Source organism: Amycolatopsis sp. NPDC045836 (assembly GCF_056431745.1).
This window is the reverse complement of record NZ_JBWKKF010000021.1, coordinates 42,025-56,307: the sequence shown is the minus strand read 5'-3', so window position 1 is coordinate 56,307 and position 14,283 is coordinate 42,025. Positions and strand designations below refer to the sequence as shown.

At 72.1% G+C, this 14,283-nt stretch carries 1 protein-coding gene (only partly in view); it reads left to right on the top strand.

Annotated features, from left to right (window positions below):
• Positions 1-17 precede the first annotated feature (17 nt).
• Positions 18-14,283, top strand: partial view of an SDR family NAD(P)-dependent oxidoreductase gene (locus AC07EG_RS32210; protein ID WP_478257005.1) — the 5' end (the start) only. It continues 15,323 nt past the right edge of the window; the window shows 14,266 of its 29,589 coding nt (coding positions 1-14,266); the start codon lies at positions 18-20; its stop codon lies off the right edge, out of view.

The window sequence follows — 14,283 nt, the reverse complement described above, 5'->3', positions numbered from 1 at the left end:
ACACTAAGGACGGGTTGATGACCGACTCCACCAACCAGTACGTCGAGGCCCTGCGGTCGTCCCTGAAGGAGATCGAGCGTCTCCGCAAGCAGAACCAGCAGCTGGTGGCGTCCGCCGTGGAGCCGGTCGCCATCGTCGGCATCGGGTGCCGGTACCCCGGCGGGGTCACCAGCCCGGAGGAGCTGTGGGAGCTGGTCGACGAGGGCCGGGACGCCATCGGCGGCTTCCCGCTCGACCGCGGCTGGGACGTCGAAGCGTTGCGCAGCGCCACCTTCGAGGGCGGCTTCCTGGCTGACGTGGCCGACTTCGACGCCGGGTTCTTCGGCATCTCACCGCGGGAAGCGGTGGCGATGGACCCGCAGCAGCGGCTGGTGCTGGAGACCGCGTGGGAGGCGCTGGAACGCGCCGGCATCGACCCGCTGTCGCTCAAGGGCAGCCAGACCGGGGTGTTCCTCGGCACCACCGGCCAGGACTACGGCAGCCTGACCGCGAAGTCCGGTGAAGGCGACGCGTTCACCACCACCGCTTCGGTGGCCAGCGTGATCTCCGGCCGGGTCTCCTACACCTCGGGTCTGGAAGGCCCGGCGGTCACCGTGGACACCGCGTGCTCGTCTTCGCTGGTGTCGCTGCACCTGGCCGTGCAGGCGCTGCGGCAGGGCGAGTGCGACCTGGCGCTGGCCGGTGGGGTGATGGTGATGTCCACCCCGACCGGGTTCGCCGCGTTCACCCAGCAGGGCGGGCTCGCCGCGGACGGCCGGTGCAAGTCGTTCGCCGAGGCCGCCGACGGCACCGGCTGGTCCGAAGGCGTCGGCGTGCTCGCGCTGGAACGGGTTTCGGACGCGCAGCGCAAGGGGCACAGGATCCTCGCCGTGGTGCGGGGTTCCGCGGTCAACCAGGACGGGGCGTCGAACGGGCTGACCGCGCCGAACGGCCCGTCGCAGCAGCGGGTGATCCGGGCGGCGCTGGCGAACGCCGGGCTGAAACCGGCCGAGGTGGACGCCGTGGAAGCCCACGGGACCGGGACCGTGCTGGGTGACCCGATCGAAGCGCAGGCGGTGCTGGCGGCTTACGGCCAGAACCGGGAAACGCCGTTGCTGCTGGGGTCGATCAAGTCGAACCTCGGGCACCCGCAGGCGGCGGGCGGGGTCGCCGGGGTGATCAAGATGGTGATGGCGCTCCAGCACGCCGTGCTGCCGAAGAGCCTGCACATCGACGCACCCTCGTCCAACGTGGAGTGGGAGGAGGGCTCGGTCGAACTGCTGACCGAGCGGCGGGCCTGGCCGGAGACCGGTCACCCGCGCCGCGCCGGGGTGTCCTCGTTCGGGGTCAGCGGCACGAACGCACACGTCATCCTCGAACAGGCCCCGGCCGCCGAGGTCGTCGAGGAGCCCGCCGAGGTCGAACCGTCGGTGGTGCCGTGGCTGGTTGCCGGTCGCAGCCCCGAAGCGCTCGACGCGCAGATCGACCGCCTCCGGACCGTCACCGGATCACCGCTGGACATCGGCCTTTCCCTGGCGACCACCCGATCGGCGTTCGAGCACCGCGCGGTGCTGGTGGACGGTTTCACCGAAATCGCCAGGGACACCGCCACCGACCGGCTGACCGCGTTCCTGTTCTCCGGTCAGGGTTCGCAGCGGATCGGCATGGGGCGGGAGCTGTACGACCGCTTCCCGGTGTTCAAGGCCGCCTTGGCCGAAATCTTCGAATACCTCGATGTCCGCGAGGTCATGTGGGGTGCGGATCAGGACGCGCTGAACCGGACGGGCAACGCGCAGCCCGCGTTGTTCGCGCTGGAAGTGGCGTTGTTCCGGCTGGTCGAATCGCTCGGCATCAAGCCGGACTACCTGGCTGGGCACTCCATCGGCGAGATCGCGGCCGCGCACGTGGCCGGGGTGCTCAGCCTGGAAGACGCCTGCACGCTGGTTTCCGCGCGGGCCCGCCTGATGCAGGCTCTTCCCACCGGCGGGGCGATGGTGGCGATCAAGGCTGCCGAGGACGAGATTCCGGCGCGCGAGGGTGTGTCGATCGCGGCGGTCAACGGGCCGAATTCAGTGGTGATCGCGGGTGAGGAAGCCGCGGTGCTGGAGGTCGCCGCGGGCTTCGAGAAGACCTCGCGGCTGAAGGTGTCGCACGCCTTCCACTCGCCGTTGATGGAACCGATGCTCGACGAGTTCCGCGCGGCCATCGCCGGGCTCACCTTCAGCGAGCCCCGGCTCCAGCTGGTCGCCACCGGCGACGTGACCACGGTGGACTACTGGGTGAACCACGTGCGGGACACCGTGCGGTTCGCCGACAACGTGCGGCGGCTCGCCGACCAGGACGTGACCGCGTTCCTGGAGCTGGGGCCGGACGGCGTGCTGTCGGCGATGGCGCTGGAAAGCGTCGAAGGCGTGGCCGTGCCGTTGCTGCGCCGGGACCGTGCCGAGGAAGCCGCCGCCGTCGCCGCGCTGGCCCGGCTGCACGTCAGCGGGGTCACCGTCGACTGGGCGCCGCTGTTCGCCCGCACCGGTGCCCGCAAGATCGAGCTGCCCACCTACGCCTTCCAGCGGCAGCGGTACTGGGCCTCGGCCGCCCGCACCCCGGGTGACGTGCGTGCCGCCGGGCTCGGCGCGGTCGAGCACCCGGTGCTGGGTGCCACCCTCGACCTGGCTGCCGGTGGGGGCCTGGTGTTCACCAGCCGGTTGTCGCTGCGCACGCACCCGTGGCTGGCCGACCACAACGTGCGGGGCCGGGTGCTGCTGCCGGGCACGGCGTTCGTCGAACTCGCGCTGCGGGCCGGGGAGGACCTCGGCCTGGACCGGATCGACGAACTGACCCTGGCCGCGCCGCTGGTCCTCCCGGGCGAAACCGCCGTGCAGCTCCAAGTGCACCTCGGCGCCCCTGACGAGGACGGACGGCGTCCGGTCGCGATCCACTCGCGAGCCGACGAGTCGCAGTGGACCCCGCACGCCACCGGGTTCCTGTCCGAAGGCGCGCAGCCGCCCGCCTTCGACTTCACCGCCTGGCCACCCGACGCCGAGCCGCTCGACGTGACCGGGCACTACGAGCGCTTCGCCGAACTGGGCTTCGACCACGGGCCGACCTTCCAGGGCCTCAAGGCCGCCTGGAAGCAGGGTGAAGACGTGTTGTTCGCCGAGGTCGCGCTGCCGGAATCGGCCGAGCAGGACGCCGGGCGGTTCGTGCTGCACCCGGCGCTGCTGGACGCTTGCCTGCACGCCGCCGGTTTCGCCGACCTCGGTGAGGTGAGCCGGGGCGGGCTGCCGTTCTCGTGGGAAGGCGTTTCGGTGCACGCCACCGGGGCGACCGCGTTGCGGGTGCGGTTGTCACGGGGTGCCGGGGAGGCCGTCGCCATCGAGGTGGCCGACACCGCCGGCGGTCCGGTGGCCTCGGTCGAAGGGCTGCTCGCGCGGGCGACCACGGCGATCGCCGAGCCGAGCGCCGCGGCGACCTCGCTGTTCCGGCTCGACTGGACCAAGGTCCGCACCGGCACCACGCCGGAGTTCACCACCAGCACCGAGTTGGCGTCCGTGGTGGACGTGCCGCCGGTGGTGGTGTTCCCGGTGGAGGTCGCGCAGGACGACGTGGTGGCCGCCGTGCACGAGGTGACCACGCGGGTACTGGGCGTGCTCCAGGAGTGGCTGCGTGAGGAGCGGTTCGCCGACTCGCGGCTGGTCTTCGCCACCGAGGGCACGGGCCTGGTCGAGTCGGCCGTCTGGGGCCTGGTGCGCTCGGCGCAGTCGGAGAACCCCGGTCGCTTCGGGCTGGTGGACCTCGAACCGGGTGCCGACGTGGCGCCAGCGCTTGCCACCGGCGAACCGCAGGTCGCGGTGCGGGGTGACAGCGTGCTCGCGGCCCGGGTGGTCCGGGCGGAAACCGGCGACCGCGCCACCTGGGATCCGGACGGGCTGGTGCTGATCACCGGCGGCACCGGTGGTCTCGGCGGGGTGATCGCCCGGCATCTGGTGAACGCGCACGGGGTGCGGAACCTGCTGCTGGTCAGCCGTCGTGGTGAGGCCGATGTCCGCGATATCGACGCCAACGTGCAGGTGGCGGCCTGCGATGTGGCCGACCGGGAGGCACTGGCCGAGCTGCTGGCCCAGCACGACGTCAAGGCCGTGATCCACACCGCCGGGGTGCTCGACGACGGCGTGATCGGCTCGCTCGACGCCGATCGGCTGGACACCGTGTTGCGGCCCAAGGTCGACGGCGCCTGGAACCTGCACGAACTCACCGGCGACCTGTCCGCGTTCGTGCTGTATTCGTCCGCGGCGGGCACCTTCGGCACGCCCGGCCAGGGCAACTACGCCGCCGCAAACGCTTTCCTCGACGCACTCGCGGCCCACCGCCGGGCCGAAGGGCGGCCCGCGGTGTCGCTGGCCTGGGGTGCCTGGGACCCGTCGATCGGCCTCACCGGCGGGCTGTCCGAAGCGGAACTGCGGAAGGTCACCGGCTCCGGCATGCCACCGCTGACCATCGAGCAGGGTGTCGAGCTGTTCGACCGCGCGGTCGCCGGTCCCGGCGCCGCCGTGCTCCCGGTCCGCCTCGACCTGCCGGTGCTGCGCAACCAGCCGGAGGTCCCGCCGCTGCTGCGCGGGCTGGTCCGGGCCCGGGCGCGGCGGGCCGTGGCGGGTTCGGAGACCGCGGTTTCACTGGTGCAGCGGCTTTCCGGACTGGCGGAGGCCGACCGCACCGAAGCGCTGGTCGACCTGGTCCGCGGTCAGGTCGCCGCCGTGCTCGGGCACCTCGGCGCGGAATCGGTGGATCCGGCGCAGGCGTTCCAGAACCTCGGTTTCGACTCGCTGACCGCCGTCGAACTGCGCAACCGGCTCGGCACGGCCACCGGCCTGCGGCTGCCGGCCACGCTGATCTTCGACTACCCCAACACCACCGTGCTGGCCGGTTACCTGCGGGACGAGCTGTTCGACACCGACACCGTGCTGCCGCAGCAGGTCACCCGGGCGGTCTCCGACGACCCGATCGTCATCGTCGGCATGGGCTGCCACTACCCGGGTGGCGTGGATTCACCCGAGGACCTGTGGCAGCTGGTGCTCGACGGCACCGACGCGATCTCCGAGTTCCCCGCCGACCGCGGCTGGGACCTGGACACGCTCTACAACGCCGATCCGGACCACTTCGGCACCTCCTACACCCGCTACGGCGGTTTCCTGCGGGGCGCGGGCGAATTCGACCCCGAGTTCTTCGAAATGAGCCCGCGTGAGGCGATGGCGACCGACGCGCAGCAGCGGTTGCTGCTGGCCACCGCGTGGGAGGCGTTCGAGCGCGCCGGGATCGATCCGGCCTCGCTCAAGGGCAGCCAGACCGGCGTGTTCGCCGGGGTGATGTCCAGCGACTACAGCACGCTGATCGACGACGAGGCGTTCGAGGGCTACCAGGGCACCGGTACCGCGGGCAGTGTGCTGTCCGGCCGGGTCGCCTACTCGCTCGGGCTGGAGGGTCCGGCGGTCACCGTGGACACCGCGTGCTCGTCTTCGCTGGTGGCGCTGCACCTGGCGGCGCAGGCGCTGCGGGCCGGGGAGTGCTCGCTGGCGCTCGCCGGTGGGGTCACCGTGATGGCCACGCCGGGTTCGTTCATCGCGTTCTCCCGGCAGCGCGGCCTGGCGCAGGACGGCCGCTGCAAGTCGTTCGCCGACGCGGCCGACGGGGTGGGCTGGTCCGAAGGGGTCGGCCTGCTGGTGCTGGAACGGCTTTCGGACGCCCAGCGCAACGGGCACACCGTGCTGGCCACCGTGCGGGGCTCGGCGATCAACCAGGATGGTGCGTCGAACGGGCTGACCGCGCCGAACGGCCCGTCGCAGCAACGCGTCATCCGCCAGGCACTGGCTGCGGCCGGTCTGTCTGCTTCGGACGTGGATGCGGTGGAAGCCCACGGCACCGGGACGACCTTGGGTGACCCGATCGAGGCGCAGGCGTTGCTGGCCACCTACGGACAACGCAGCCAGGACCGGCCGCTGCTGCTCGGGTCGATCAAGTCGAACATCGGCCACACCCAGGCGGCGGCAGGGGTCGCCGGGGTGATCAAGATGGTCATGGCCATGCGGCACGGCAAGCTGCCGCGCACGCTGCACGTGGACGCGCCTTCGTCCCACGTGGACTGGGAAGCCGGTGCGGTGGACCTGCTCACCGCGCCCGCCGACTGGCCGGAGGCCGGTCGCCCGCGCCGGGCGGCGGTGTCCTCGTTCGGGGTCAGCGGCACCAACGCGCACGTGGTGCTGGAGCAGGCGGACTCGGTGGCACCCCGGGCGATCGAGCCGGTGGTGACGCCGAAGGCGGTGCCGCTGCCGGTGTCGGCCAAGACCCCGGCCGCGCTGGACGGCCAGGTCGAGCGCATCCGCGCCGTCGAAGCCCCGGCGATCGATGTCGGCTTCTCGCTGGTGTCTTCGCGGACGACGTTCGAGCACCGGGCGGTGCTGCTCGACGGTGTCGAGGTGGCACGGGGGAGTGCGGTCGAACGCCCGCTCACGTTCCTGTTCGCGGGACAGGGTTCGCAGCGGATCGGCATGGGCCGGGAGCTGTACGCCCGCTTCCCGGTGTTCGCCAACGCCTTGGACGAGGTCTTCGAGCACCTGGACATCCGTGAGGTGATGTGGGGTGACGATCAGGAGGCGCTGAACCAGACGGGGAACGCGCAGCCCGCGTTGTTCGCGCTGGAAGTGGCGTTGTTCCGGCTGGTCGAGTCACTGGGTGTCAAACCGCAGTCGGTGGCGGGTCATTCGATCGGTGAGATCGCGGCGGCCCACGTCGCTGGTGTCCTCAGCCTGGAAGATGCTTGCACGCTCATCTCCGCTCGCGCCCGCCTCATGCAGGCGTTGCCGACCGGTGGGGCGATGGTGGCGATCAAGGCCGCCGAAGCCGACATCCCGGTGCGTGAAGGGGTGTCGATCGCGGCGGTCAACGGGCCGTCGAGCGTGGTCATCGCCGGTGAAGAGGCCGCGGTCCTGTCGGTTGCCGAGGGCTTCGAGAAGACCACGCGGCTGAAGGTGTCCCACGCGTTCCACTCGTCGCTGATGGATCCGATGCTGGACGAGTTCCGGGCCGCCATCGAAGGTCTCACCTTCCACGAGCCGAGCATCCCGATGCCCGGTGATGTCACCAGCGTGGAGTACTGGGTGAACCACGTCCGCGACACCGTGCGCTTCGCTGATCACCTCAAGGCCGAGAACGCGTATCTCGAGATCGGCCCGGACAGCACGCTGTCCGCGATGGCCGCCGAGGTGGCCGAGGTCGCGGTCCCGGCGTTGCGCAAGGACCGCGGTGAAGAGGTCGCCTTCGCCACCGCGCTCGCCCGCCTGCACGTCCACGGCGTCAAGGTGGACTGGGCGAAGTTCTTCGACGGCACCGGCGCCCGGATCGTCGACCTGCCCACCTACGCCTTCCAGAACCGCTGGTACTGGCCGCCGGTGGTGGTCCGGCCCGGCGACGCGACCGGCCTCGGCCTGGTGTCGGTGGAGCACCCGCTGCTCGGCGCGGCCGTCGAGCTGGCTGACGGCGAAAGCGTGTTCACCAGCCGCCTGTCCCTGCGCACGCACCCGTGGCTGGCCGACCACACGGTGCTGGGCCGCGTGCTGCTGCCCGGCACCGCCTACGTCGAACTGGCGTTGCGGGCGGGGGACGAGGTCGGCTGCGACCGCATCGAGGACCTGACCCTGGCCGCCCCGCTCGTCCTGCCGGAACTGGGTTCCGTGCAGCTCCAGGTGCGCGTGGGCGAGGCCGACGAGACCGGCCGCCGGACCGTCGCCATCCACTCGCGCACCGACGTGGACGCACCCTGGGCGCAGCACGCCACCGGTGTGCTCGGCACCGGCGAGCGCCGCGCCGAGTTCGACGCCACCGCCTGGCCGCCCGCCGGTGCCGAGCCGATCGACCTCACCGGTGCCTACGACCGGTTCGCCGCCGACGGCTTCGACTACGGCCCGACGTTCCAGGGCTTGCGCGGGGTGTGGCGGGCCGGTGACGAACTGTTCGCCGAGGTGTCCCTGCCGGAGGGGGCCGAAAACGCCAACTTCGGCCTGCACCCGGCCCTGCTGGACGCCGGGCTGCACGCGGTCGGGTTCGCCGACCTCGGGGTGATCAGCCGTGGTGGCCTGCCGTTCGCCTGGGAGGGCGTGTCACTGCACGCCACCGGCGCGACGACCGTCCGGGTGCGGATCACCGCCGTCGGCGAGGACGCGGTGTCCATCGCCGTGGCGGATGCCTCCGGTGGGCTGGTGGCGTCGATCGATTCGCTGGTCGTCCGGGCGGTTTCGGCCGAGGAGCCCGACGCCGACCGCGACGCGTTGTTCCGCGTCGACTGGGTGCCCGTCAGTGGCTCCACAGTGGACGAACACCAGGTGCACCACGTGGCGGCCGCCGGGGACGTGGTGGCCGCCGCGCACGCGGCGACCGCCGAGGTGCTCGCCGCCATGCAGGACTGGCTGGCCCGGGAACGCACCGGGCGGCTGGTCTTCGTCACCCGTAGCGCGGACCTGGCCGCGGCGGCCGTGCACGGGCTGGTCCGCTCGGCGCAGTCCGAGCACCCGGGCCGCTTCGGCCTGGTGGACGCCGACGGTGACCCGGCCCCCGGCCTGGGTGCCGACGAACCGCAGGTCGTCGTGCGGGACGGGGTGGCGAAGGCGGCCCGGCTCGCGCGGGTGGAGACCCGCGAACGGGCGACCTGGGATCCGGACGGGCTGGTGCTGATCACCGGCGGCACCGGTGGTCTCGGCGGGGTGATCGCCCGGCACCTGGTGAACGCGCACGGGGTGCGGAACCTGCTGCTGGTCAGCCGTCGTGGTGAGGCCGATGTCCGCGATATCGACGCCAACGTGCAGGTGGCGGCCTGCGATGTGGCCGACCGGGAGGCACTGGCCGAGCTGCTGGCCCAGCACGACGTCAAGGCCGTGATCCACACCGCCGGGGTGCTCGACGACGGCGTGATCGACTCCCTGGACGCCGACCGCCTGGACACCGTGCTGCGGCCCAAGGTCGACGGCGCCTGGAACCTGCACGAACTCACCGGCGACCTGGACGCGTTCATCCTGTTCTCCTCCGGCGCCGGGGTGTTCGGCACGCCGGGTCAGGGCAACTACGCCGCCGCCAACGCCTTCCTCGACGCGCTCGCCGAACACCGCCGGGCCGAAGGGCTGCCCGCGGTCTCCCTCGCCTGGGGTGCCTGGGCGGAGAGCGGGATGCTCGCCGGGACTGATGTGGAGCGGTTGGGCCGGGGTGGCCTGCCGCCGCTGTCCGACGAGCAAGGGCTGCGGTTGTTCGACCTCGCGCTCGGCTCCGGCGAGGCCACCGTCCTGCCGATGCGCCTGGACCTGCCGGTGCTGCGGGCTCAGGGCGAGATCCGGCCGTTGCTGCGCGGGTTGATCCGGACCAGGGCCCGCCGGTCGGTCGCCGGCGCGGAAACCGCCGTCACCCTGGTGCAGCGGCTGTCGTCCCTCGGTGAGGCCGACCGGACCGAAGCGCTGCTGGACCTGGTGCGCGGCCAGGTCGCCATGGTGCTCGGGCACGCCGGTCCGGAGTCGGTCGACCCGGAGCAGGCGTTCGGAGGCATGGGCTTCGACTCGCTGACCGCGGTCGAACTGCGCAACCGGCTCACCTCGGCGACCGGGCTGCGGCTGCCCGCGACGCTGATCTTCGACTACCCGACCACCGCGGCACTCGCCGCCTATCTGCGCGACGAGCTGTTCGACACCGACCTCGTGCTGCCGCAGCAGGTCAGCCGGGCGGTCACCGACGACCCGATCGTGATCGTCGGCATGGGCTGCCGGTTCCCCGGCGGGGTCGGCTCGCCCGAGGAGCTGTGGCAGCTGGTGCTCGACGGCACCGACGCGATCACCGGGTTCCCGGCCGATCGCGGCTGGGACCTGGACCGGCTGTTCCACGAGGACCCCGACCACCCCGGCACCTCGTACACCCGTTCCGGCGGCTTCCTGCACGACGCGGCGGAGTTCGACCCGGCGTTCTTCGGCATGAGCCCGCGTGAAGCCCTCGCCACCGACGCGCAGCAGCGGTTGCTGCTGGAGACCTCGTGGGAAGCGATCGAACGGGCCGGGATCGACCCGGCTTCGCTCAAGGGCAGCCAGACCGGCGTGTTCGCCGGGGTCATGTACAACGACTACTCGTCGATCATCGACGGCGACGGGTTCGAGGGTTACCAGGGCACCGGTGCCTCACCGAGCGTGGTCTCCGGGCGCCTGTCCTACACCTTCGGCCTCGAAGGCCCGGCGGTCACCGTCGACACGGCGTGCTCGTCCTCGCTGGTCGCCATGCACCTCGCGGCGCAGGCGTTGCGTGGCGGGGAATGCTCACTGGCGTTGGCTGGTGGCGTGACGGTGATGGCCACTCCGGGCACCCTGGTCGAACTTTCCCGGCAGCGCGGGCTTTCCGCGGACGGGCGGTGCAAGGCGTTCGCCGACTCCGCGGACGGCGCCGGGTTCTCCGAGGGCGTCGGCGTGCTGGTGCTGGAACGCCTTTCCGACGCCAAGCGCAACGGTCACCCGATCCTCGCGGTGGTGCGGGGTTCCGCGGTCAACCAGGACGGTGCGTCGAACGGGCTGACCGCGCCGAACGGCCCGTCGCAGCAGCGGGTGATCCGGCAGGCACTGGCCAACGCCGGTCTGTCTGCTTCGGACGTGGACGCGGTGGAAGCCCACGGTACCGGGACGACCTTGGGTGACCCGATCGAGGCGCAGGCGTTGCTGGCCACGTACGGGCAACGCAGCCAGGATCGGCCGCTGCTGGTCGGGTCGATCAAGTCCAACTTCGGGCACACCCAGGCGGCGGCAGGGGTCGCGGGTGTGATCAAGATGGTCATGGCCATGCGGCACGGGGTGCTGCCACCGACCCTGCACGTGGACGCGCCTTCGTCCCACGTGGACTGGGAAGCCGGTGCGGTGGAGCTGCTGACCTCCGCGGTCGAGTGGCCGGCGGTGGACCGGCGGTACCGCGCCGGGGTGTCGTCGTTCGGCATCAGCGGCACGAACGCGCACGTGATCCTGGAGCAGCCGCCGCGGTCGCCGCAGGCGGAACCGGCGGTGACGCCCGCGGTGGTGCCGCTGCCGGTGTCGGCCAAGTCGGCGACCGCGCTGGACGCGCAGGTCGAGCGGATCCGCGCCGTCGAAGCCCCGGCGATCGATGTCGGCTTCTCGCTGGTGTCTTCGCGGACGACGTTCGAGCACCGGGCGGTGCTGCTCGACGGTGCCGAGGTCGCCCGCGGTGTCGCGGTGGACCGGCCACTCACCATGGTGTTCGCGGGGCAGGGTTCGCAGCGGATCGGCATGGGCCGGGAGCTGTACGCCCGCTTCCCGGTGTTCGCGGCGGCGTTGGACGAGGTGTTCGCCCACCTGGACGTCCGTGAGGTGATGTGGGGTGACGATCAGGAGGCGCTGAACCAGACGGGCAATGCGCAGCCCGCGTTGTTCGCGCTGGAAGTGGCGTTGTTCCGCCTGGTCGAGTCGTGGGGTGTCAAGCCGCAGTCGCTGGCCGGGCATTCGATCGGTGAGATCGCGGCGGCTCACGTCGCTGGTGTCCTCAGCCTGGAGGACGCGTGCACGCTCATCTCGGCTCGCGCCCGGCTGATGCAGGCGTTGCCGACCGGTGGGGCGATGGTGGCGATCAAGGCTGCCGAAGCCGACATCCCACTGCGGGAGGGTGTCTCGATCGCCGCGGTCAACGGGCCGACCAGTGTGGTCATCGCCGGTGAAGAGGCCGCAGTTCTGGAGATCGCGGCAGGTTTCGAGAAGGCCACCCGGCTGAAGGTGTCCCACGCGTTCCACTCGCCGTTGATGGATCCGATGCTGGACGATTTCCGGGCCGCCATCGAAGGTCTCATCTTCCACGAGCCGCGCATTCCGATGCCCGGTGATGTCACCAGCGTCGACTACTGGGTCCGGCACGTGCGCGAGACCGTGCGTTTCGCTGATCACCTCAAGCCCGAGAACGCGTATCTCGAGATCGGCCCGGACAGCACGCTGTCCGCGATGGCCGCCGAGGTGGCCGAGTTCGCGGTCCCGGCGTTGCGCAAGGACCGCGGTGAAGAGGTCGCCATCGTCACCGCGCTGGCGAACCTGCACGTCCACGGCACCCGCGTGGACTGGACGGCGTTCTTCGCCGGGACCGGGGCGCGGCGGGTGGACCTGCCCACCTACGCCTTCGAGCACCAGCGGTTCTGGCCGTCGCGGGCGCTCGGCGGGCCCGGGGACGTGCGGGGCGCCGGGCTCGGCTCGGTCGACCACCCGCTGCTCGGCGCCGCCGTGGAACTCGCCGAGGGCGACGTGGTGTTCACCAGCAGGCTTTCCCGCTGGTCGCACCCGTGGCTGGAGGACCACACCATCCTCGGCCGCGTGCTGCTGCCCGGCACCGCGTTCGTCGAACTGGCGTTGCGGGCCGGTGACGAGTTCGGCTGCGACCGCGTGGATGAGCTGACCCTGGCCGCACCGCTGGTCCTGCCGGATTCGGGAGCCTTGCAGCTGCGGTTGCGCGTCAGCGCCGCCGACGAGCACGGCCGCCGCACGCTGACCGTGCACAGCCGGGCCGAGGATGCCGTCGACCTGCCGTGGACCGCACACGCCACCGGCGTGCTGGCCACCGGCGAGCGGCGTGCCGACTTCGACACCACCGCCTGGCCCCCGGACGGCGCCGAGCCGGTCGACCTCGACGGCTGCTACGAGCAGTTCGCCGCGAACGGCTTCGACTACGGCCCGGTGTTCCAGGGCCTCGAGGCGGTCTGGCGGCAGGGTGAGCACACCTACGCCGAGGTCGCGTTGCCGGAGGAAGCCGGGCGCGACGGGTTCGGCCTGCACCCGGCCCTGCTCGACGCCACCCTGCACGCGGCCGGGTTCGGCCCGCTCGGCCAGGGCGGCCTGCCGTTCTCCTGGGAAGGCGTGTCGCTGCACGCCACCGGGGCGACCACCGTGCGCGTGCGGCTCACCTCCCTCGGCGACGACTCGATCGCCATCGCGGTCGCCGACACCGCGGGCGAGCCCGTCGCCTCGATCGAATCGCTTCTGGTGCGGGCGGTCGAAGCGGACCAGCTCGACCAGCACCGCGCCGAGCGCGACGCGTTGTTCGCGGTGGAGTGGACCCCGGTCACCGCCACCGCGGCCGACCGGTCGGTGAGCACCCTCGACGGCGCCCTCTCCGCCATTGTGGACGTACCGGACCTGGTGGTGGTGCCGGTCGAGCCGTCCGGTGACGCGGTCGGCGGCACCCACGCCGTCACCGCGAAGGCGCTGTCCCTGGTGCAGGACTGGCTGGCCGACGAGCGGTTCGCCGAGTCCCGCCTGGTCTTCGCCCTGCGCGACCCCGCCGACCTGCCGACGGCCGCCGTGGCCGGGCTGGTGCGCTCGGCCCAGTCCGAGCACCCCGGCCGGTTCGGGCTGGTCGAAGGGGACGTGTCGCCGGAAGCGCTCGGGGTGGACGAGCCACGGGTCGCCGTGCGCGACGGCCAGGTGCTCGTGCCCAGGATCGCCCGGGTCACCCCGCGGGCGCCGATCACCTGGGACCCGGACGAGCTGGTGCTCATCACCGGCGGCACCGGTGGTCTCGGCCGGGCCATCGCCCGGCACCTGGTCGACGAGCACGGGGTGCGGAACCTGCTGCTGGTCAGCCGCCGTGGTGAGGCCGATGTCCGCGACCTCGACGCCAACGTGCAGGTGGCGGCCTGCGATGTGGCCGACCGGGAGGCACTGGCCGAGCTGCTGGCCCAGCACGACGTCAAGGCCGTGATCCACACCGCCGGGGTGCTCGACGACGGCGTGATCGACTCCCTGGACGCCGACCGCCTGGACACCGTGTTGCGGCCCAAGGTCGACGCCGCCTGGAACCTGCACGAGCTGACCAGTGACTTGTCGGCCTTCGTGGTGTTCTCCTCGGCTGCCGGGGTCTTCGGTGCCGCCGGGCAGGCCAACTACGCCGCCGCCAACGCCTGGCTCGACGCACTGGCCGAGCACCGCCGGGCCGAAGGGCTGCCCGCGGTTTCGCTCGCCTGGGGTGCCTGGGCGGAGACCGGCATGCTGGCCGGCGCGGACGGCGACCGGCTCGCCCGGTCCGGGATGCCGCCGCTCGACCCGGAACTCGGCGTGGCCCTGTTCGACGCGGCACTGGCCACCGACCGCGCGGTGGTCCTGCCGGTGCGGCTGGACCTGCCGGTGCTGCGGGCGCGGGCCGAGGTTCCGCCGCTGCTGCGCGGCCTGGTCCGCACCCGGACCCGGCGTTCGGTGGCGGGCGCCGAAACCGCGGCTTCGCTGGTCAGCCGCTTGCTCGCGGTGGGCGAGGAGC